This is a genomic window from Alteraurantiacibacter lauratis (assembly GCF_037154155.1).
Lineage (GTDB): Bacteria > Pseudomonadota > Alphaproteobacteria > Sphingomonadales > Sphingomonadaceae > Alteraurantiacibacter > Alteraurantiacibacter lauratis.
Window position 1 is genome coordinate 300,648 of record NZ_JBANRN010000001.1, and the last position, 20,683, is coordinate 321,330.

A 20,683-nucleotide genomic window follows, 5' to 3' on the forward strand; every position below is an offset into this window, starting at 1 on the left:
GAACGGTGTTGAGGGGGCCTGATGTCCGCGACCGAAATGGATTTTTACCAGTTGCTCGAAGTGTCCCGCGATGCCGACGGGGACACAATCAAGCGCGCCTATCGCAAGCTGGCGATGAAATGGCATCCGGACAAGAATCCGGGCGATGCCGAGGCCGAGGCGCGTTTCAAGGCGATCAGTGTTGCCTATGATTGCCTGAAGGATCCGCAGAAGCGCGCCGCTTATGACCGATACGGCCATGAGGCCTTTACCAATGGCATGGGCGGAGGAGGCGGCGGCGGCCCGCATGCCGATTTCGGCGATCTGGGCGATATTTTCGAAACGATCTTCGGCAGCGCCTTTGGTGGCGGCGGGCGTTCGCGTCCGCGGCGCGGGGCCGATCTGCGTTACGACATGGAAGTGGGGCTGGAGGAAGCCTTCACCGGGCGCACCACCACCATTGAAGTGGAAGTTGCCGCGCATTGCGATACCTGTTCGGGCAGCGGCGCCGCGCCCGGAACGGGACGGCAGCGCTGCGGCACCTGCCACGGCCATGGCAAGGTGCGCGCGCAGCAGGGGCTGTTCGTGATCGAACGCCCGTGCCCTGCTTGCCATGGACGGGGCGAAGTGCTGGAAAAGGCCTGCCCCGATTGCCGCGGCGAAGGGCGGGTGGACAAGGTGCAGCGCCTCGATGTCGAAATACCGCCGGGGGTGGACAATGGCACGCGTATTCGCCTTGCTGGAAGAGGCGAGGCAGGGCCGGGCGGCGCGCCTTCAGGCGACCTCTACATCTTCATCCATGTGCGCGCACATCCCGTGTTCAGCCGCGAGGGCACATCGCTGTTCACCCGTATGCCCATCAGCTTCACCACCGCTGCGCTGGGCGGCAGTGTGGACATTCCCGGCATTGATGGCGAGACGCACACGATCGACATCCCCCCCGGCATCCAGTCGGGCAAGCAGTTGCGCAAACGCGGCGCAGGCATGCCCGTGCTGCAAGGGCGCGGGCGCGGCGATCTGGTGGTCGAAGTCGTGGTCGAAACGCCCACGCGCCTCACCGCCCGCCAGCGCGAATTGCTGTGCGCGTTCCGCGAGCTGGAAACGGGCGAGGAATGCCCCGAAAGCCGCGGCTTTTTCGACCGGCTGAGGGATGCCTTTTCAGGCTGAGACGTTCGCCCCACCTCCCATCGCCTCCACTTCGCGGCGCAGGCCCACGATTAGGCCGGAATCCGCTTTCAGGCGCGGCTCCTCCTCGTCAAGAATGGCGAGGAAAGCCGCGCGCTTCAAAGCAAGGCATTGCCCGCCTGCCACCGCGCCCGGCGGCAGGGTGGAACAGACGAGGTCAATCATCCGTTCCGCCCCGTGCAACCGGCCCCAGAGGTAATCATTCTCCCGATAGGCGCGGCTGAAGAAGGCGCCGAAATTGTAGAACTCGACGCCGCGCAAGGTGGCCGCCGCGCCGCCTGCCCGGATCGAGGGTGCATCATCGGGCGAAATGCGATCGACCTTCACCGGGTCGAATTCGGTTAAGCCTTCGTTGCGCAGCAAAGGCAGGGTGGCGATGTCGTAGAAGGGGAAGCCGAGATAGGCGAGGAGCATCCGCCGTCGGAGACTGCGCGGCATCGCGGCCAGGCCTTCGGCAAGGATCAGTTCGGCTTGTGCATCAAGGCGCGGCAGATCGCATCGCGTCGCGATCCGTGCCAGGACCTCTGCAGGTTCTGTAAGCGCAAGATGTGCCCATCCGGCACCGCTATCGGCCTTTGCCAGCCGCGCCTCGCAATCGAAATAGGGTGCCAGCGCACGATAAACCATGTCGCGCGCCGCCTCCCGCTCGGCTTCGGTCGTGTCGGGATCGTTTTCCCACTCGCGCGACAGCCGCCGCGCCAGCAAACGCAGTCGGCGGACGCGGAAGCCGATATCGTGGTGGCGAAAGAAGTGGATCGCAGCTTCGCTGGCGCCGCCGGAAGGAGCGGCCAGATTGCCCAGATCGGCATCGCGGCAGGCAGAGCGCAATGCGCTGGCAATTTCCCGCACATCCACCGGATCACCCGCTTGCGAGCTGGCGGCAAGCTTCTGCGCCAGATTATCGAGGATCCCTGCAAACTTAGCCTGCGCATAGGCATGATAGGCAAAGCCCGCCTGCTCTGCTGCGGTCTGCTGCGCCTTCTGCCGCCAATTGGCAAGACGGCGCGGTGTGGGACTGTCAAGGAAGAAGGTGCGCCCGAACAACTGATCAACCGCGCGCTCTACATCCGGGCGCAGCGTTTCGACGATCTGGCCAAGAGCAACCGCCTTTCGGGACAGGATTTCGATCTGTTCGAGATTGTCCCGAATCGGCTGTTCGCGCGGGATGGCACTGATTGATCCGAAGATGGCGCGGAAAAATCCAACCTCCTGACTGGACGAACCGACGATCTTTCGCCGGTCAGGCGTGGGGTCGATATAGACGAAACGCCGATCGACCTCGCGCTGCGCCGGGCGGTCATGCAACACGCCCAAGGCTTCGGAGAAAGGCGCGTTCACCAGCACCGAGCCGTCGATCAGCGAGACGCCGTCCAGATCACCGTTGCGGGCGTGCACCGGCATGACCCGTTGCAGAAATGCGGCCCGTTCGGGCCACTCCCATCCGCGCAGCTTGGCCAAGGCGTCGATCTCGGCAATCTTGAGCGGCGGGAAAGCGCCGGGAAAGCTGGCGGTGGAACGGGCTGCCAGCGTGAGTTCGAGCAGATTGGCAAGCGGATAACCCGCTTCCGCCGGAACCCGCGCGCGAAAGCCGATGGGAAGGCGGTGCTCGCTTTCCTCCACCAATGGCGGACTGTTGATGCGCAGACTTTGCAGATGACCGTGAAAATCCGTGGCAGTCACGAACAGGTCGATGGGGTGGCCGGGAGGCAGCAAGGGCGCACCGCCTGGCGCGTCCTGCATCGCTTGAAGGGCATCAGCCAGCAGTCCTGAAAAGCCGATTCCGGAGAAGGGCGGCTGAAACCAGCGGCTGCGCACGAATCGAGCCAGCTTGCGGCGTACCTCGGCGCGCATTTCAGGCGCAACGCTTTCGGCCACCACATTTCCGGGGCGGCGCAGCAGCATTTCCACCACCGGCGGCGCCCAGAACTTGGCCACCCAGGTCCACAATTGCGCTTCGGGATCGAGCAACCGGTCCACATCGGCAGTATCCAGCCACAGATCGGTCAGCGGGTCGAGCGATTGGCCTGAATGAACAGCCTGTGCGAGGAACACCGCGTTGATCCCGCCCGCGCTCGCTCCGGTCAGGATGTCGGGCAACACGCGCAGGCGCAGGCCGTGGGCCTGTTCCAGCTGTTCCAGCAGGGTGCGGTAAACGCTTTCCGATCCCGCCGCAGATGCGGTTCCTGCATGAAAATCACGGCTGGCGCGGGCCAGTTTCCAGATCTCCTTCGTGACGCCATGCATGTAAACCGCCAGGCTGATGCCGCCATAGCAGATGAGCGCGATGCGGAGTTCCTTTTGGCGCATGGCCGATGTTGTGGCCGCTCTGCCGGGTGAATGCAATCGCGCCGAAAGATCGCGCGAAAGGGAATTGCGTTCCACCTATGTTCCGGTTAGGCAGAGGCATGGCCAAGCCCAAACGCCGATATGTCTGCACCGAATGCGGTGGCATTTCCTTCCGCTGGCAGGGGCAATGTCCCGATTGTTCGGAATGGAACACGCTGGAGGAAGAAGCGCCCGAAACCGCCTTTTCCGCCAGGCATAATCTGGGCAGCGGCGGGCGGCGTATTGCGTTCGAAGCGCTCGATGCTCCCATCAGGCCGTTGGCGCGCCGGACAACCGGCCTTGCCGAATTCGACCGGGCGCTGGGCGGCGGAATCGTGCCGGGCAGCGCCATCCTTATGGGGGGTGAGCCGGGGATCGGCAAATCCACGCTGCTGCTGCAGGCGGCTGCCGCGATCGCCCGATCGGGGCAGGATGTCGTCTATGTCAGCGGAGAGGAAGCGACGGCACAGGTGCGGCTGCGCGCCGGGCGGCTGGGCCTTGCGGATGCGCCGCTGCGGCTCGCTTCGGCTTCATCGGTGCGCGATATCCTCACCACGCTGGCCGACGGCGCACCGCCGGCCCTGCTAGTGATCGATTCGATCCAGACGATGCATTCGGACATGATCGAAGGCGCGCCGGGCACGGTCAGCCAGGTGCGCGCCTCGGCGTTCGAGCTGATCCGTTATGCCAAGGAATGCGGAACCGCTCTGGTGTTGGTGGGCCATGTCACCAAGGATGGCAGCATTGCGGGCCCGCGTGTGCTGGAACACATGGTCGATGTGGTGATGAGCTTTGAAGGGGAACGCAGCCACCAGTTCCGCATCCTGCGTGCACTCAAGAACCGTTTTGGCGCGGTCGACGAAATCGGCGTGTTCGCGATGGAGGGTGCAGGCCTTGCCGAAGTGCCCAACCCCTCCATGCTGTTCCTGTCCGGTCGGGAAGAACCGCTGGCGGGCAGCGCGGTATTTCCGGCGCTGGAAGGCACACGGCCCGTTCTGGTGGAGATACAGGCTTTGATCGTCCGGCTGCAATCGGGCGCCACGCCGCGCCGGGCGGTGGTGGGATGGGACAGCGGGCGCCTTGCCATGCTGCTTGCCGTGCTCGAATCGCGATGCGGCCTCAATTTCTCCTCGGCCGAGGTCTATCTCAATGTAGCCGGGGGATACCGCCTGTCCGATCCGGCGGCCGATCTGGCGGTGGCCGCCGCGCTGGTGTCCGCACTGGCGGACAAGCCGCTACCGCTGCGCGGCATCTGGTTTGGCGAGGTGTCGCTGGCGGGCGAAGTGCGTCCGGTTTCGCACGCCGGTCTGCGGGTCAAGGAAGCGGCCAAGCTGGGGTTTGACCGTGCCTGCGGGCCGGTGCAGGAAGGCGAGGGGCTGGGCAAGCTGCGCTACAGGGGAATTGCGGGCCTTCCGGGCCTCGTTGACCAGGTGATGGCAAACGCCTAGTTTCGTGGCACCATGAACCCATTCGACATCATCGTGCTGCTGGTGGTTGGCGCGGCTGCTGTCGGCGGTTTCATGCGCGGATTTGTGCAGGAAATCCTGTCGCTTTCCGGATGGCTGCTGGCGGTGTTTGCTGTCCGTTTTCTGCATATCGATCTGTCGGCCTTTTTCCTTGAACTCACCGGCGCGCCTGTCGCATCGGCGCTGCTTGGTTTCGTGCTGCTGCTGATGGTGCCCTATGCCGTGATGCGGCTGATTGCCGCGCGTGCGGGGGCATCTTCGCGCCAGTCACTGCTGGGGCCGATCGACCGGGTTCTGGGGTTCGGTTTCGGCGCGGTGAAAGGCACGATCATTGCCGTATTCGCATTTTCGATCGTGGCGCTGGGCTATGACACAAGGTGGGGGGAAGCCGGACGCCCTGAATGGATGAGCGTGGCGCGCACCTATCCCTTCATCAACGCCAGTTCGCAGGAAATGGTGCGCCTGATCGCGGAGCGGCGGGCGGTTCTGATGGATGAAGGCGAAAGCGGGCCGGCATGAGCGTAGCGCGTCTCTACACGCCTGAACTGCTGGCGCTGACGGTGGAATTGGCCGGCTGTCCCCCGGTGGAAAACCTCCCCTTGCGGGGCCATGCACGTTCTGCCACCTGCGGTAGCACGTTGGATATCGATCTGGCCGTGGATGATACGGGGCGGATCGCAACCTTGGGCCTGCGTGTGCGCGCCTGCGCCGTAGGGCAGGCCAGCGCGTCAATCTTTGCGCGCCATGCCAAGGGGTGTGACCTGTACACCATCACCAGTGCGCATGACCGGATCGAAGGGTGGCTGGACGGCGAAGCGCCCATTGCCGCCTGGCCCGATCTGGAGCTGATCGCCGCCGCGCGCGAATTTCCGGGACGGCACGGCGCCATACTGCTCCCGTGGAAGGCCGCGCTGGATGCTCTTTCCAGCGGGCCTTCGGCACGGTAGTTCCCTCTCGCTTGGGAAACGGGGATTTCAGGAATGGCCACTAGCGGGGAATTGGGCGCGCGCGAACCTTCGGCAAAGGAAGTGCGGCTGGTGATTGCGGCATCGTCTGCCGGCACTGTCTTCGAATGGTACGATTTCTTCATTTACGGCACGCTGGCGGTGTTCATCAGTCAGGCGTTTTTCCCGTCGGGTAATGAAACGCTGTCGCTGCTGCTCACCTGGGCAGGCTTTGCCATTGGCTTCGGATTTCGTCCGCTGGGGGCAATCCTGTTTGGCTATCTGGGCGACCGGCTGGGTCGCAAATATACCTTCCTTGTCACCGTCACGCTGATGGGTGTGGCAACGGCAGGCGTGGGCTTTGTCCCCAGTGCCGAAAGCATTGGCCTTGCCGCGCCGATTATCGTGCTGCTGCTTCGCATTGCGCAAGGGCTGGCCTTGGGCGGCGAATATGGCGGGGCCGCCATTTACGTGGCAGAACATTCTCCGCCTGAAAAGCGCGGCTTTTTCACGAGCTTCATCCAGGCAAGTGTGATTGGCGGCTTCGTGCTCAGCCTGTTGGTCGTGTTGGCCTGCCGCTTCATCATTCCGGAAGACGCATTCCGCGAATGGGGCTGGCGCGTGCCGTTCCTGCTGTCCATCGCCCTGTTGGGCATATCCTTGTGGATGCGGCTGAAACTGTCGGAAAGCCCGGTATTCATGGCGATGAAAGCGGAAGGGCAGACCTCGAAAAACCCGTTCATCGAAAGCTTCACCTATCCGCGCAACAAGCGGCGCATCTTCATCGCCATGTTCGGCGTGGCCTGCGGCCTGACAATCATCTTCTACACCGCGCTGTTTTCCGCTCTGTCTTTCCTCAAGGGGCCGATGCGCGTGGATGACACCACGGCCGAATTGCTGGTGGGCTTTGGCTCGCTCATCTCGTGCGTGTTCTTCATCTACTTCGGCTGGTTGTCGGACAAGGTGGGGCGCAAGAAGCCTATCGTCTGGGGCTATGCTGTCACGCTGGTGCTGCTGTTTCCGGCATTCTGGGGGCTTGCGGCGCTGGCCAATCCGCAATTGGCCGAAAGCGCGCGCAATGCGCCGGTGGTGATTACCGGGCCGGCCTGCGATTACGATCCCTTCGCCTCCAGCCAGACAGGGGCCTGCGCGCAATTGCTGGCGGATATGACTGCAATCGGCATCCCCTATCGGGTTGAGCAAGGGGCGACCTTGCAGCTGACGACGGGCGCCTCGACCTTCGATCTGGACGCAGCGGGCGCAGCCGGGCCGGAACGTCGCGCGGCGATTACCGCGTGGCTCTCTACGCATGGCTACAATCTGGAAAAGCAGGTACCGCCGCCGCTCAATCTGCTGGGCATCATGGTCATTCTGGTGGGGCTGGGCGCCCTGTCTGGGGCGACTTTCGGGCCGGTTGCCGCACTGCTTTCCGAGATGTTTCCGCCGCGCATCCGCTATTCCTCGATGTCGATCCCCTACCATATCGGCACCGGCTATTTCGGCGGGTTCCTGCCGCTGATTGCCGGCTATATCGTGGCGCGCACGGGCGATATCTTCGCGGGGCTGTGGTACACTTTCGTGCTGCTGATCGTCGCGCTGGTGGTGGCATTGTGGGGCCTGCCCAGCGGGCCTCCGCGCGATTTTGCCGACGAGATCGCCTGATTTGCCCCCGCATCTCCCTCCGGCCACACTGCGTCTGCGGATCGACCGGCAGGCGCTCGCGGCGAACTGGCGCGCGCTTGACCGGTTGTCGGGTAAGGCCCGTGCCGGTGCAGCGGTGAAGGCCGATTGCTATGGCGTTGGCGTGATCCACGCGCTTCCGGCCCTGTTGGAAGCGGGAGCACGGGATTTCTTTGTGGCGCACTGGAGCGAAGTTGCCGATGTGCTCGCCCACGTGCCGGGTGCGCAGATCTCGGTGCTGCACGGTGTCACCAGCGGCGCAGAGGCGGCCTATGCGCTTGCCACCGGCGTGCGTCCCGTCATCAATTCTCTCCAACAGGCGGCAATCTGGCGCGCTGCGGGTGGCGGGCTGTGCGATCTGATGGTGGACACCGGAATCAACCGACTGGGCGTGTCTCTGGCCGAACTGGGTGATCCGTTGGTGAAGCAGCTTTCGGTTCACACCCTGCTGTCGCATCTCGCATCGGCGGATGAGGACAGTGCGCTCAATGCGGTGCAACTGGAACGCACGCGGCAGGCAGCCGCCGCTGTTGCGCATCAGCGGCTGAGCCTCGCCAACAGCGCAGGTATTGCGCTTGGTGCAGATTATGCGTTCGACCTCACGCGGCCGGGACTTGCCCTGTATGGCGGCATTGCCCGGAGCGAGTTGGCAGACCACATCCGGCAGGTGGTCTTTCCGCAGGCCATGGTCATTCAGCGGCGGCGAATCGGTGCGGGTGAAAGCGTGGGCTACAACGCGACCTTCACCGCCGCTGCCGATATGGAAACCGCCACCGTGTCGATCGGCTATGCCGACGGGTTCCTGCGTTGCCGCGGTGCGGGGGCTGCATTGCAGCATTGTGGGCAGAATCTGCCTGTCCGCGGACGCGTTTCGATGGATATGGTGGTGGTTGATTGCACTGCCTACGCCACATTAAGTGTCGGTGACTTCGTAGATATTCCATTCGACTTGCCAAATGTGGCGCAATCATCCGGAATGTCGCAATACGAATTGCTGACAACGCTCGGCAAGCGGTTTTCCCGTATTTCCTGATGCGCTCCATTGCCAATGCAATGTTGCAAGTGCTAACAAGGTTTGTCGCTATTCGGGGAGTGTGTCGCAAATGAACTCCACCTCCAAGGCGGGGACTGATCCCGTCATTATCAAGAAGTACGCCAACAGGCGGCTCTACAACACGCAATCGTCGAGTTACATTACGCTTGACGACCTTGCCCGCATGACGCGGGACGGGGTGGATTTCGTGGTTCTTGACGCCAAGACCGGGGGGGATATTACCCACTCGATACTGACGCAGATCATCATGGAGGAGGAAGCAAACGGGGAGCAGATGCTGCCGGTCAGCTTCCTGCGCAACCTCATCGCGATGTATGGCAATTCGATGCAATCGCTGATGCCGCACTACCTCGAAGCCACGATGGACAATTTCCAGGCCAACCAGGCGCGGCTGCAGGAAGCGTTCAAATCCAGCATGTCGCCCGACGGCTTTGCGCGGCTTGCCGAAACGAACATGGCGATGTTCCAGGCGGCGGCCGAAGCCTTCCTGCCCCGCGGCGTGGGTAAACCGTCCGCGCCCAAAACCGGGCCAATGGCCAGCAATGATACCGACGAACTGGCCGAACTGCGCGCGCAGATGAAGGCCATGCAGGAAAAGCTGGACAAGCTGGGCGGTTGACCAGCTGCCCAGGCCCCCTTCCTTCGGCTGAAAATTGCCTCTCGACTTGGCACGGCTTGCCCGCCAAGGGAGGGTCCGTTTCGTCCTAGCAGCAGGATTTTGTCCGACCATGTCCGCCATTCGCCACGCCCTTTCCGTCAAGCGCGAAGACGATTTTGCCGCCTGGTATCAGGAGGTCATTTCCGCCGCGGATCTCGCCGAGGAATCGGGGGTGCGCGGCTGCATGGTCATCAAGCCTTGGGGCTATGGCATCTGGGAACGCATTCAGCGCCTGATGGACGACCGCATCAAGGCGGCGGGCGTGCAGAATTGCTATTTCCCGATCTTCATCCCGCTCGCCAATTTCACGCGTGAGGCGGAGCATGTCGAAGGCTTTGCCAAGGAAATGGCGGTTGTCACCCACCACCGCCTGATTGCCGATGGCAAGGGCGGGCTGATCCCCGATCCCGAAGCGAAGCTCGAAGAACCCCTTGTCGTGCGACCCACCAGCGAGACGATCATTGGCGACGCGATGGCGCGCTGGATCCAGAGCTGGCGCGACCTGCCGCTGCTGACGAACCAGTGGGCCAATGTGGTGCGCTGGGAAATGCGCACGCGGATGTTCCTGCGCACCAGTGAATTCCTCTGGCAGGAGGGGCATACCGCGCACGCCACGCGCGAAGACGCTCTGGAAGAAACGCACCGCGCGCTGCAAATGTATCGCGCCTGTGCCGAGGAGGACCTGGCGCTGCCCGTGATTGCAGGTGAAAAGCCTGAAAACGAGCGTTTCCCCGGCGCGGTGGAAACATGGTCGATCGAGGCGATGATGCAGGATGGCAAGGCGCTGCAAGCCGGCACCAGCCATTATCTGGGCACCAATTTTGCCCGTGCGGCCGGCATCCAGTATCAGGACAAGGAAGGCGGCCAGCAATATTGCCACACCACCAGCTGGGGCGTGTCCACGCGGCTGATCGGCGGCATCATCATGGTGCATGGCGATGATGATGGGCTGCGCGTGCCGCCTGCCATCGCCCCGCACCAGATCGTGATCATCCCGATGCTTCGCGAGGTGCCAGAGGACGCGGCGCTGCTGGCATATTGCGACGAGCTGAAGCAGATGCTCCTTCGCGAAACTGCGCTGGGCGAGAAGCTGCGCGTTCTGCTCGACAGCACGCCAGGCAAGGCGGCGGCAAAGCGGTGGGATTGGGTGCGCAAGGGCGCGCCGATCATTCTGGAAGTCGGCCCGCGGGACATGGCCGAAGGAAAGGTGGCTGTGCTGCGCCGCAACGCGCTGTGGAACCTCGATAACGGCAAGCCCGCCTTTCAATATGTCCCGCGCAATGAGTTTGCCGGGCAGGCGGCTGACTTGCTCGATGAGATGCAAACGGCGCTCTTCACCGAGGCCCGCGAGCGGCGTGATGCCAATATCACCCGCGGCATCACCAGCATGGACGTGGTGGCCGATCACTTTGCTGACGGCGTCAAATATCCCGGCTGGGTGGAAGTGCAGTGGAGCAAGCCCACGGGCGCGGCGCTGGACAAGGTGGTGGAGCAGCTGAAGGCACTCAAACTCACCATCCGCAATGTGCCGCTGGGCGCGGAACCGGCGACAGGAGCCTGCATCTTCACCGGCGAAAAGTCAGCGGAACGGATACTCCTTGCCCGCGCTTACTGATAAGGGGCGGGGATGAACCGCTCCACCCCGCGCAAACACCCCAAAGGCCTGCCGAGCCGCGAAGACATCCTGACCTTCATTCGCGAGGCTGACGACCCGGTGGGCAAGCGCGAGATTGCAAAGCATTTCCGCCTGACCGCGCAGGACAAGATCGGGTTGAAAGCGCTGCTCAAGGACATGGCCGAGGAAGGCCTGATCGACGGCAAGCGCAGCGCCTTTCACCGCATGGGCGGCGTGCCCAAGGTCACCGTGCTGCGCATTGTCGAGATTGACGAGGGCGAGCCGGTGGCCATCCCGGCCAGCTGGCAGCCGGACGATGCGACCCCGCCGCCGCGTCTGCGCGTGATCGAGAAGAAAAAGCAGGCCGCGCTGCGCGTGGGCGACCGCATCCTTGCGCGCACCGAGGAGGCGGGAAGCGGGTTCATCGCGCACCCGATGAAAAAACTGCCTGCAGAAGAAGGCGCGGTGCTGGGTGTGATCGAGATGGACGGCACGGGCAAGCCCTGGCTCGCCCCGGTGGACAAGCGCATCCGCAATTCCTCGCCCGTGTCCGATCTGGGCGGCGCGGAGGAAGGGCAGTTGGTGCTGGCCGAACCCACAGGGCGGGGGCCGCGTGCGGGCGTCAAGGTGATAGAGGTGCTGGGCGATCCGCTCGCCCCGCGCAGTTACAGCCTGATCGCGATCCACAAATACGGCATCCCCTTCCATTTTCCCGAAAAGGTACTGAAAGAGGCAGAGGAGGCTTCACGCCTGCCGGTGGGCACCGAAAAGCGCGAAGACCTCACGCATGTGCCCATCATCGCCATCGACCCCGCAGATGCGCGCGACCATGACGACGCCATCTGGGCTGAACCGGATGGCGAGGGCGGTTTCCGCGCCATCGTCGCGATTGCCGATGTGTCCTATTACGTCCGCCCCGGCGGCGCGCTGGATCGTGAGGCGCGGAAGCGCGGCAATTCGGTCTATTTCCCTGACCGGGTTGTGCCGATGCTGCCTGAAGTGCTTTCGGCCGATGCCTGTTCGCTGAAACAGGATCAGCCGCGCGCCGCGATGGTGTGCCATTTTCGCATTTCCGAGGCAGGCCAGATCAGCGACTGGCGCTTTACCCGCGCATTGGTGCGCATTGCGGAAAATGTGGCGTATGAGGATGCGCAGGCGCGGATTGATGCGGGCACGGCGAGCGAGCCGCTGATGAATCTGTTTGCCGCGTGGAAGCTGCTCGCCAGCGCGCGCGCCGCGCGCGATCCGCTGGAACTCGAAATCCCCGAACGCCGCGTGACGCTGGACGAACAGGGCCGCGTCACCGGCATTGCCATTCGCGAGCGGCTCGACGCGCACCGCGTGGTGGAAGATTTCATGATCGCCGCCAATGTCGCCGCTGCCCGCGCGCTGGAGGCAAAGACCAGCCCTGTGGTCTACCGCATCCACGAACCACCCACGCGCGAGAAGCTGGTGGCGCTGCGCGATTACTTCGATTCCATCGGCAAGAAGCTGGCGCTGGGGCAGGTCATCACGCCGGGCCTGTTCAACCGCATGATCAAGGATATTGCCGACCCGGCCGAAAAGGCGCTGGTGATGGAGGCGGTGCTGCGCAGCCAGACCCAGGCCTATTACGGGCCGCGCAATGCCGGGCATTTCGGGCTGGCGCTGGGTTCCTATGCCCATTTCACCTCGCCCATTCGTCGCTACTCCGACCTTTTGGTGCACCGCGCGCTGGTGGATGCCTATCATCTTGAACAGCCGCGGGCGAAGGGTCTGGACCTGCCGGCGGGCACGGGCCTTTCGGATCACGACCGCGAGGATCTGACGCGCATCACCGATGCTATCAGCCTGACCGAACGCCGCGCGATGGAGGCAGAGCGCGACACGATCGATCGCTATGTCGCCGCATGGCTTTCTGGGCGGGTGGGCGAGGTGTTCACCACCCGCATCACCGGCGTGCAGAAATTCGGCTTCTTTGCCACGATTGTTGGCCTTGGCGGGGATGGCCTTGTGCCCGTATCGGCGCTGGGCCGCGAATATTTCCGTCACGACGAAGGGGCGCAGGCGCTGGTGGGTGAGGATACCGGCCAGCGTTATACCGTGGGCGATCTGGTGCAATTGAAGCTGGCCGAAGCCAATCCGCTGACCGGCGCGCTGAAGTTTGAGCCGGTGGATGCCGACGGCCAACCCATCGAGCAACGCGGCACCCGGCCAGAGCGCAAGCCCCGTGGCGGGCCGCGAAGGGACAAGGCCGGCAAACATCTGGTCGGCAAGCGTGGCCGCCCCGGCAATATCCGCCACCAGGGGCGGGGAAAGCGCAAATAGTCGTCAGCTCAAGCGGTCGATTTCCGCGTCGCTGAGGCCGCCGGGCACAATAAAGACGGGGCAGGGCATGGTGCCTGCGCTGGCGGTAAAGTGGGTGACGAGCGGGCCGGAAGGCCCTTCGGCTGCGGCGCCCAGCACCAGCGCAGCGACTTCGGGATGTTCGCGCAGATATTCGGTCACCACGGCCTTGCTGTCGCCCACGCGCACCGTGATCTGCGGCATCTTGCCGCTTTCCTGCAGCAATTCGCCTGCCGCACCATTGGCCAGCACCTCGGCCCGGTCGCGCGCTTCCTGCTCGATCGTCTCCTGAATCGCGCCGAATGCGCTGAATTGCTGTTTGGGGACAAGGGCGAGCAGATGCACAGTGCCGCCCGTCTTGGCGGCGCGTCGCGCGGCAAAGCGCAAGGCCACATGGGCCTCTTCCGTCTCGTCGATAATGACCAGATAGACGCGCATTCCGAGATCTCCCCTTTGGGGGCGGAATATCCGCGCATTGTTTGCATCGCGCAAGGTTCTTGCTACCGCGCGCCAAATTGGCCAGAGAACCTGTCACAGCTTCTGGCCGTTTTGCCGGCGTCATCCCGGCATTGCGCGACAATTTGAGGGAACAAGGCCGCACCATGTCCATCGCCATCAAAATGCCCGCACTTTCGCCCACCATGGAGGAAGGCACGCTGAGCAAATGGCTCGTCAAAGTGGGCGACAAGGTGTCTGCCGGCGACATCATGGCCGAGATCGAGACCGACAAGGCGACGATGGAGTTCGAAGCGGTGGACGAGGGCGTGATTGCTTCCATCGCCGTGGAAGAAGGCACCGAGGGCGTGAAAGTGGGCACCGTCATCGCCATGCTGGCCGAGGATGGGGAGGATCTGGAAGCTGCGGCGGGCAAAGGCGGGGCATCTGCACCGGCCCCGGCAGCACAGGTTGAAGCGGCCCCGGCTGCTGCTGCGACACCTGCTCCTGCTCCGGCTCCCGCTCCCGCAATGGCAAAGGCCGCTACCGGAGATCGCCTGATTGCATCGCCCTTGGCGAAGCGGATTGCCGCGCAAAAGGGAGTTGATCTGGCAGCGGTGAAGGGCAGCGGCCCCAACGGCCGGATCGTCAAGGCCGATGTGGAGGGCGCAGCGCCCGGAGCGGCAGCTCCTGCTCCTGCGCCGGTGGCTCCGGCCCCGACTGCCCCGGCACCTTCAGCCGCGCCGGTCACCGCGCAGGATTTCGGCATCCCGCACGAGGTGGAGAAGCTGTCGGGCATGCGCAAGACCATTGCCCGCCGCCTGACCGAGAGCAAGCAGCAGATTCCGCATATCTACCTCACGGTCGATATTCGCCTTGACAAGCTGCTGAAACTGCGTGCCGAAATCAACGACAGCCTGGCCTCGCAAGGCGTGAAGCTGTCGGTCAACGACCTGCTGATCAAGGCGCTGGCCAAGTCGCTCGTCGCGGTGCCGGTGTGCAATGTGCAGTTTGCCGGAGATACGCTGCTCAAGTTTACGCGTGCCGATATCTCGGTCGCCGTGTCGATCCCCGGCGGGCTCATCACGCCGATCATCAAGGATGCGGGCAGCAAGACCGTCAGCGTCATCTCGAACGAAATGAAGGATCTGGCCGCGCGCGCACGTGACGGCAAGCTCTCGCCGGAGGAATACCAGGGCGGCACCGCCAGCCTGTCCAATATGGGCATGTTCGGCATCAAGCAGTTCGAGGCGGTCATCAACCCGCCGCAGGCGATGATCATGGCGATCGGCGCGGGCGAGAAGCGTCCCTATGTGGTCGATGACTCGCTGCAGATCGCCACGGTGATGAGCGCGACGGGCAGTTTCGACCACCGCGCGATTGACGGTGCAGACGGCGCGCAGCTGATGAAGGTGTTCAAGGAACTTATCGAAGCGCCGCTGGGATTGTTGGCCTGATGGCACGCAAAATGGCGGGCATTTCCGCATGAGCGCGCCAGAAATCCTGTCCGGGCGAGATCCGGCTATCCGCGTGTCCGCCATGCCGGCCGACACCAACGCCTATGGCGACATCTTTGGCGGTTGGCTGATGAGCATCATGGACAGCGCCGCGGGCCTTACAGCCGCGCGCTATTCGCACGGCCGTGCGGTGACCGTGGCGATGGACGGAATGCAATTTCACGAACCGGTGAAGGTGGGCGACGAGGTTTCGGTCTATGCCCAGATCGAAAGGGTAGGGCGAACCAGCATGACCATCGCGGTCGAAGCCTGGCGCCGCCCCCGGCACCAGGATGAGGCGCGCAAGGTGACGCAGGCCAAGTTCACTTTCGTGGCTATCGACGAAAATGGCAAACCTCGCCCGGTGCATGGTTGAACAGCACGGGCAATCGGAGCAGCACATGACCACCCAGTATGACGTTATCGTTCTTGGTTCCGGCCCCGGCGGCTATGTCGCGGCGATCCGCTGTGCGCAGCTGGGCCTGAAAACCGCGATTGTTGAGCGCGAACTGCTGGGCGGTATCTGCCTCAACTGGGGGTGTATCCCTACCAAGGCGCTGCTGCGGTCGGCCGAAATCCTGCACTTTGCCCAGCACGCCAGCGATTACGGGCTGAAACTGGCTGGCAAGATCGAGGCGGATCTGGCGGCCGTTGTGAAGCGCAGCCGGGGCGTGGCGAAGCAACTCAATGCCGGCGTCACGCACCTGATGAAGAAGAACAAGATCGCGGTGCATATGGGAACCGGCACGTTGACCGGGCCGACCAGTCTGACGGTCAAGGGCGAAAAAGGCGAGGAGCAGCTCGCCGCCAAGCACATCATCGTCGCCACCGGCGCCCGCGCGCGCGACCTGCCCTTCGCGCCAGCCGACGGCAAACGCGTGTGGACCTATCGCCACGCCATGACCCCGCCCGAAATGCCCGGCAAGCTGCTGGTGATCGGCAGCGGTGCCATCGGTATCGAGTTTGCGAGCTTCTACAACGACATGGGCGCCGATGTGACCGTGGTCGAAATGCTCGACCGGATCGTACCGGCGGAAGATGCGGATGTATCCGCCTTCCTCGAAAAGAGCCTCACCAAGCAGGGCATCGCGATCAAGACCGGTGCGGGCGTGGAGGAACTGAAGGTTTCGGACAAGGGCGTATCGGCCAAGATCAAGCGGAAGGACGGCAATGTCGAAGCGGGCGAGTTCAGCCATGTCATCGTCGCCATCGGCATCGTGCCCAATACCGAGAATATCGGTCTCGAAAAGTTGGTGGAAATGGACCGCGGCTTCATCCAGATCGATCCCTATGGCCGGACGAAATCCAAGGGGCTGTGGGCGATTGGCGATTGCACACCGGGGCCCTGGCTGGCGCACAAGGCCAGCCATGAAGGCGTGACCTGTGCCGAGGCAATTGCGCAGGAACTGGGCATTAAGGGCCTGCACCCGCACCCGCTCAACCGCAATGCCATTCCCGGCTGCACCTATTGCCACCCGCAGATCGCGAGCGTTGGCATGACAGAGGCAAAGGCCAAGGAAGCGGGCCGCACGGTCAAGGTCGGCACCTTCCCTTTCATCGGCAACGGCAAGGCCATCGCTCTGGGCGAGGCGGAAGGCTTCGTGAAGACCGTGTTCGACGCCAAGACGGGCGAGCTGCTGGGCGCGCATATGGTGGGCGCCGAAGTCACCGAGATGATTCAGGGCTATGTCACCGCGATGACGCTGGAGACGACCGAGGCAGAACTGATGCAGACCGTCTACCCGCACCCGACCATCAGCGAATCGATGCACGAAAGCGTGCTGGCTGCCTACGGACGCGCGCTGCACATCTGATCAGGGGACGAGCGCGACTTGCAATGCCCAGATATCGCGCGATCTGCACTTCTTCTGCAATGTGGCGCTCAGCCACAGCGGGAACCGTGTGCAAGCGAATGGCAATACCGCTGGCTCGTATAATCCCATCTCGTTCCCGGCAGGCGTAAGTCGGGGCGTTTGGGAACTGGCGCTTACCGGGTCAACCTGCGTGACGAAAGCGGCCTGACATTTGTCGGCACAGAACAGTTGGGCCGCTTTCGTGTTCGGGACGGACGCCGCGGACGATCGGTTTGCGCCTGCGCATGACATCGTTCTGACCGCGAACCGGCAGCTTCCATCTCTCCCGCGTGAGGTTGCCGGCATCCGTGATTGGCAGAATGGCTCTGTTGCTCCATGCTGGACGGGGCACAGGAAATTCGGGAGCGGACATGAGGATCGAGGGCATGACACTGTCGCGGCGCGATTTCGGCGGACTGGGCTTGTTGACTTTGGGCGCCGCGATGCTGGCAAAGCCTGATCTGGCATTTGCCGCAGCCCTGCAAGGGGAACGGAACGCGCACAGCCTGTCGGTTGCCGAACAATTGCGCCCGATCGCACCGGAATTGCGCGCGGCTGCGCGGGCCCTTACGCAGTCGAAGCTCAACGCGCTGCGCCGCGCCTTCGCCAAGGGTTGAGAGCAGGATGCAGCATCCCCGCTTGGCCGGCGTCGAACTGGGCGGCACGAAATGCGTGGTGGTATTGGGAACAGGCCCTACGATTATCGCACGCGAGCAATTCCCCACCACCACGCCGGATGAGACGCTTGGCCGGGCGGCGCAAATCCTGCGCCAGTGGCACAGGGCAGAACCGGTATCGGCCTTGGGCATTGCCAGTTTCGGGCCTGTGCGGATTGATCCCGCCGCCCCGGATTTCGGCAGCATCCTTGCCACGCCCAAGCCCGGATGGGCAGGCGCGCGAGTGTTGAAAATCCTCCGCGGGGCTATTGCCGGACCGATCGGGCTCGATACCGATGTCAACGCCGCGGCTTTGGCAGAGCATGCGCAAGGTGCGGCACAGGGCTGTTCCAACGTCGTCTATCTTACGATCGGCACGGGCCTGGGCGGCGGCGTTCTGTTAGAGGGCCGGCCGGTGCACGGCGCGCTTCATCCGGAAATCGGGCATATCCGCCTGCGACGCGCTCCCGGCGATGATTTTGCCGGCGCATGTCCTTTCCACGGTGATTGCGTGGAGGGGCTGATCGCCGGCCCGGCGCTGGCGGAGCGGCTTGGCGGCAAGGCAGCAGATCTCGCCCCGTCCGATCCGGCGTGGCAGATGGTTGCGCATGATCTGGCCCAGCTGATCGCGTGCCTCATGCTTGCATTTTCGCCCCATCGCATCGTCATCGGCGGCGGTGTGGGCCTTGGCCAACCGCACCTGATCGACAGCGCGCGGCTGCTGGCACCTGCACTGCTGGCGGATTACCTTGGCGAGCAGGATGCTGCGAAGATGCAAGATCTGGTGCGCCCGGCCATGCTTGGCGCAGATGCCGGACCTCTCGGTGCCCTTGTGCTGGCCGCCCGCAGTCTGACGGGCCAGCAGCACGATGACCTTGATTGAGGGGCTGGCGGACAGGGTGGGATTGGCCTTCGCTGCGCTACGGCCGCCCTCCGCCTGCGGCTCCGGGTCGAACCGGTGGGTGCTTGTCGCACCGTGATCCGCCAGCAACACCTCCCCTTCGGGCAGGCGTTTCTGGCGGACAGGGTGGGATTCGAACCCACGGTGGGCTTGCACCCACGGCGGTTTTCAAGACCGCTGCCTTAAACCACTCGGCCACCTGTCCGCGCGCTCACCCGGCTAGCCGGGATTTGTTGCGTTGTCATCTGCGTTTGGGCTAGCATTGCGATCATAACGCTTGAGACGGTCAGGGAGAGGATCGGCAGATGGCTTTTGCACGGATGATCACGGCTGCGCTCGGCATGGCAGGTGCAGCATTCATGGCGGCCCCGGCGGCGGCACAGGGGGCCTGCGACCGGGCGCAATTGCAGTCGCTTGCCGATGCCTATGTCGCGGCACAACAGGCGGGCGAGGGGTTCCGGGTGCCCATGGGCGAATGGGTGCAATACCGGGAGAATTACCGCCTCTCCTCGATGACGCATGGCGGCGTTCTGGCCACCGCGCACAATGTGGACTGGCACCGCGCGCTGCTCGACACGCAGACCTGCAATATCTTCGTGACCCTCATTATCGCCAATCCTGAAAGCCCGTGGGTGCTGGGCACCAAGATTTCGACGCGCGGCGGCCTGGTGAACCGGTATGACGTGGTCACCACCACCACCGGCGATTGGCTGTTCGATGCGGCCAAGACGCTGGAATATGCCCGCGCCGAGGATTGGGCCGAAATCCCCGAAGGACGCCGCAACACGCGCGCCGAGCTGATCGCGGCGGCCGATGCCTATCTTGACCTGTTCAACGATCCCAGTGTCGAGGTCCCATGGGGCACGCCCTGCGCGCGGCTGGAAGGCGGCCTTTATACCGGGCGCGGCCTGCCGACCGACAGCTGCAATGTCGGCGTGCCCAGCGGAGTCGAACTGGTGGAACGTGACTACATCGTCGACGAGGTGCTGGGCGCGGTGGCGGTGCGGCTGCGCTTTGGCGGGGCCGAAGGCTTGGCGGACGCACATATCTTCCGCGTGGAGGATGGCCGCCTGCGCTACATCCACACCATCACCAATTGCAACGGCGTGGAAAATTGTGGCTTTCCGCCGCTCTCCGAGATGCTTGCAAACAACCCCGGCATGCAACCTGCGCTTGCCGACTAACCCTTGCCCCCCAATCCCGTTAAAGGATCATACTAACCGATGAAAACCCGACTGACCTTCAAGAACAAACTGCTCGCTGCGTTGGGAGCGACTGCCGCGATCGGCTTTGCGACCCCCGCCGCGGCGCAGGGCGGATGCCCGGCGGAACTCACGCAGAGCATCGTCGACACCTGGATCGCCGCGCTGGAACGCGGGACCATGATGACGATGAATCTGGGTGAATGGGTGGATTACAACGAGAATTTCCGCCGTTCCTCGCTGGGCGGGTTCCTCGATACGCCGCGTGAAGTGGTCTGGCACATGGCGCTGCAGGACAATACTGCCTGCCGCGTCTATGTGCAGGCCGTCACCAAGCACGGCGACGAGTGGGAAGTGCTGGCAACCCAGATCGGCAACGGCTTTTTCGGTGTCGGCCCGTTCAACAATGTGGTGACGCGCGAAGGTGACTGGTTGTTCGATGCCGAACGCACCGCTTACTATGCAAGCCGCGAGGATTGGGGCGTGATCCCCGAAGGCCAGCGCAACACACGCGCCGAACTGCGCGCCGCCGCCGATGCCTATCTCGACCTGTTCAACGATCCCACCGTCGAAGTCCCGTGGGGCACGCCTTGCGCGCGGCTGGAAGGCGGCATCTATACCGGTCGCGGCACGCCGGAAGACAGTTGCAATGTCGGCGTTCCCTCTGGTGTGCCGATGGTGGAGCGCGAATATGTGATCGACGAGTCGCGCGGCGCGGTGAACGTTCTGCTCAAGATGGGGGAAAAGCGTCGCCCCGACAGCCACACATTCCGTATCGAGAACGGGCGGATTCGCTATGTCCACACGGTAACCAATTGCCAGGGCGAGGAGAATTGCGGCTTCGGCCCGTTCAGCGAAATGCTGGCGCGCAATCCGGGTATGCAGCCCGATCTCGACTGATCGGGGCGC

At 63.7% G+C, this 20,683-nt stretch carries 18 protein-coding genes and 1 tRNA gene; 16 read left to right on the top strand and 3 right to left on the bottom strand.

The annotated features are described in order from the left end of the window. The first annotated feature begins 21 nt into the window (after positions 1 to 21). Entirely contained in the window at positions 22 to 1,146 is a 1,125-nt protein-coding gene (gene dnaJ, locus WFP39_RS01410; RefSeq protein ID WP_336917335.1) for a molecular chaperone DnaJ, read from the top strand. Here the strand turns inward: dnaJ and WFP39_RS01415 are convergent. Continuing rightward, the gene (locus WFP39_RS01415) at positions 1,138 to 3,471 is read right to left on the bottom strand and encodes a patatin-like protein (RefSeq protein ID WP_336917336.1); all 2,334 of its coding nucleotides are present in this window, start codon (positions 3,469 to 3,471) and stop codon (positions 1,138 to 1,140) included. The genes dnaJ and WFP39_RS01415 overlap by 9 nt on opposite strands. A 98-nt stretch (positions 3,472 to 3,569) precedes the next feature. Between WFP39_RS01415 and radA the strand changes: the two genes are divergently transcribed. The 8 genes from radA to WFP39_RS01455 all read left to right on the top strand — a co-directional run bounded on the left by radA (position 3,570) and on the right by WFP39_RS01455 (position 13,213). Then, positions 3,570 to 4,937: a DNA repair protein RadA gene (radA, locus tag WFP39_RS01420; protein WP_336917337.1), complete on the top strand. Its 1,368-nt coding sequence runs from the start codon at positions 3,570 to 3,572 to the stop codon at positions 4,935 to 4,937. Between the two features lie 12 nt (positions 4,938 to 4,949). Further along, complete coding sequence (locus WFP39_RS01425; RefSeq protein WP_336917338.1) at positions 4,950 to 5,474, top strand: CvpA family protein; 525 nt, start codon at positions 4,950 to 4,952, stop codon at positions 5,472 to 5,474. Continuing rightward, the gene (locus tag WFP39_RS01430) at positions 5,471 to 5,902 is read left to right on the top strand and encodes an iron-sulfur cluster assembly scaffold protein (protein ID WP_336917339.1); all 432 of its coding nucleotides are present in this window, start codon (positions 5,471 to 5,473) and stop codon (positions 5,900 to 5,902) included. The genes WFP39_RS01425 and WFP39_RS01430 overlap by 4 nt, the downstream gene beginning before the upstream one ends. 33 nt (positions 5,903 to 5,935) lie before the next feature. After that, the gene (locus WFP39_RS01435) at positions 5,936 to 7,561 is read left to right on the top strand and encodes an MFS transporter (protein WP_336917341.1); all 1,626 of its coding nucleotides are present in this window, start codon (positions 5,936 to 5,938) and stop codon (positions 7,559 to 7,561) included. 1 nt (position 7,562) lies between these two features. Next, a complete protein-coding gene (gene alr / locus WFP39_RS01440) occupies positions 7,563 to 8,612 on the top strand; it encodes an alanine racemase (RefSeq protein ID WP_336917342.1) in 1,050 nt (349 codons plus the stop codon). A 70-nt stretch (positions 8,613 to 8,682) separates the two neighbouring features. Further along, positions 8,683 to 9,252: a polyhydroxyalkanoate synthesis repressor PhaR gene (phaR, locus tag WFP39_RS01445; RefSeq protein WP_336917343.1), complete on the top strand. Its 570-nt coding sequence runs from the start codon at positions 8,683 to 8,685 to the stop codon at positions 9,250 to 9,252. Between the two features lie 109 nt (positions 9,253 to 9,361). Then, on the top strand, positions 9,362 to 10,906 hold the full coding sequence (gene proS / locus WFP39_RS01450; protein ID WP_336917344.1) for a proline--tRNA ligase: 1,545 nt from the start codon (positions 9,362 to 9,364) through the stop codon (positions 10,904 to 10,906). 12 nt (positions 10,907 to 10,918) lie between these two features. Next, a complete protein-coding gene (locus tag WFP39_RS01455; RefSeq protein ID WP_336917346.1) occupies positions 10,919 to 13,213 on the top strand; it encodes a ribonuclease R family protein in 2,295 nt (764 codons plus the stop codon). Positions 13,214 to 13,216: 3 nt separating this feature from the next. Here WFP39_RS01455 and WFP39_RS01460 read toward each other — a convergent pair whose 3' ends face one another. Then, a complete protein-coding gene (locus WFP39_RS01460; RefSeq protein WP_336917347.1) occupies positions 13,217 to 13,669 on the bottom strand; it encodes a universal stress protein in 453 nt (150 codons plus the stop codon). Between the two features lie 164 nt (positions 13,670 to 13,833). Between WFP39_RS01460 and WFP39_RS01465 the strand changes: the two genes are divergently transcribed. The 5 genes from WFP39_RS01465 to WFP39_RS01485 all read left to right on the top strand — a co-directional run bounded on the left by WFP39_RS01465 (position 13,834) and on the right by WFP39_RS01485 (position 18,554). Continuing rightward, the gene (locus WFP39_RS01465) at positions 13,834 to 15,123 is read left to right on the top strand and encodes a pyruvate dehydrogenase complex dihydrolipoamide acetyltransferase (protein WP_336917348.1); all 1,290 of its coding nucleotides are present in this window, start codon (positions 13,834 to 13,836) and stop codon (positions 15,121 to 15,123) included. 28 nt (positions 15,124 to 15,151) lie between these two features. Beyond that, the gene (locus WFP39_RS01470) at positions 15,152 to 15,538 is read left to right on the top strand and encodes an acyl-CoA thioesterase (RefSeq protein ID WP_336917349.1); all 387 of its coding nucleotides are present in this window, start codon (positions 15,152 to 15,154) and stop codon (positions 15,536 to 15,538) included. Between the two features lie 25 nt (positions 15,539 to 15,563). Next, entirely contained in the window at positions 15,564 to 16,976 is a 1,413-nt protein-coding gene (lpdA, locus tag WFP39_RS01475) for a dihydrolipoyl dehydrogenase (RefSeq protein ID WP_336917350.1), read from the top strand. A gap of 425 nt (positions 16,977 to 17,401) precedes the next feature. After that, positions 17,402 to 17,632, top strand: a complete 231-nt coding sequence (locus WFP39_RS01480; protein WP_336917351.1) for a hypothetical protein — start codon at positions 17,402 to 17,404, stop codon at positions 17,630 to 17,632. Positions 17,633 to 17,639: 7 nt separating this feature from the next. Next, entirely contained in the window at positions 17,640 to 18,554 is a 915-nt protein-coding gene (locus WFP39_RS01485; RefSeq protein ID WP_336917352.1) for an ROK family protein, read from the top strand. A gap of 133 nt (positions 18,555 to 18,687) precedes the next feature. Here the strand turns inward: WFP39_RS01485 and WFP39_RS01490 are convergent. Next, positions 18,688 to 18,777 (bottom strand) — tRNA-Ser (locus WFP39_RS01490). Between the two features lie 100 nt (positions 18,778 to 18,877). Here WFP39_RS01490 and WFP39_RS01495 point away from each other — a divergent pair. Together WFP39_RS01495 and WFP39_RS01500 are read left to right on the top strand one after the other, a co-directional pair. After that, the gene (locus tag WFP39_RS01495) at positions 18,878 to 19,756 is read left to right on the top strand and encodes a DUF8021 domain-containing protein (protein WP_336917353.1); all 879 of its coding nucleotides are present in this window, start codon (positions 18,878 to 18,880) and stop codon (positions 19,754 to 19,756) included. Between the two features lie 39 nt (positions 19,757 to 19,795). Beyond that, positions 19,796 to 20,674, top strand: coding sequence for a DUF8021 domain-containing protein (locus WFP39_RS01500; protein ID WP_336917355.1), 879 nt, complete (start codon positions 19,796 to 19,798; stop codon positions 20,672 to 20,674). Positions 20,675 to 20,683 lie beyond the last annotated feature (9 nt).